This window comes from Stenotrophomonas sp. UBA7606 (genome assembly GCF_002477705.1).
In the GTDB taxonomy this organism is placed as follows: domain Bacteria; phylum Pseudomonadota; class Gammaproteobacteria; order Xanthomonadales; family Xanthomonadaceae; genus Stenotrophomonas.
Genome location: NZ_DLJW01000065.1, coordinates 16031 through 16572, shown reverse-complemented (window position 1 = coordinate 16572; position 542 = coordinate 16031). Strand labels below are relative to the sequence as shown.

The following is a 542-nucleotide window of genomic DNA, read 5'->3' as shown; positions in this document are numbered from 1 at the left end:
GCCGGCGAAGTGATCAATACCGCCACGGCCACGGCCGTGCCGCCGGGTACGATCCCCCCGCCGACGGCGACCACGCCGCCGGTGGTCACACCGACCCCGGCAACACCGGTAGCCAGCTTCGTGCTGGACAAGAAGGCCAGTGTTGCCGACAGCAACGGCAATACCGTGCTCGGCGATGCCGGCGACGTGATCACCTACACCTTCCTTGTCAGCAACACCGGCACGGTACCGTTGACCAATGTGGTGGTCCGTGACGCGATGTTGCCGAGCCTGGTATGCACCCTCGCCAGCCTGCCGGTGGGCGCAAGTAATGTGGCCTGCAGCGCGAACAACAACAGTTATGTGATCACCGCTGCCGATGAGGCTGCGGGCAAGGTGACCAACGTCGCCACGGCCACGGCCGTGCCGCCGGGTACGATCACCCCGCCGACGGCCACCACGCCGCCGGTGATCACACCGACGCCGGCGACGCCGGTAGCCAGCTTCACCCTGGCCAAGCACGCCAGCGTGGCCGACACCAACGGCAATACGGTGCTGGGCGA

1 protein-coding gene is annotated in these 542 nt (G+C 67.3%); it reads left to right on the top strand.

Going from position 1 to position 542, the window contains the following annotated elements:
- Positions 1 to 120: 120 nt before the first annotated feature.
- The coding region (locus B2527_RS08780; RefSeq protein ID WP_293707958.1) for a DUF7507 domain-containing protein at positions 121 to 542 on the top strand (422 nt) is incomplete at its 3' end.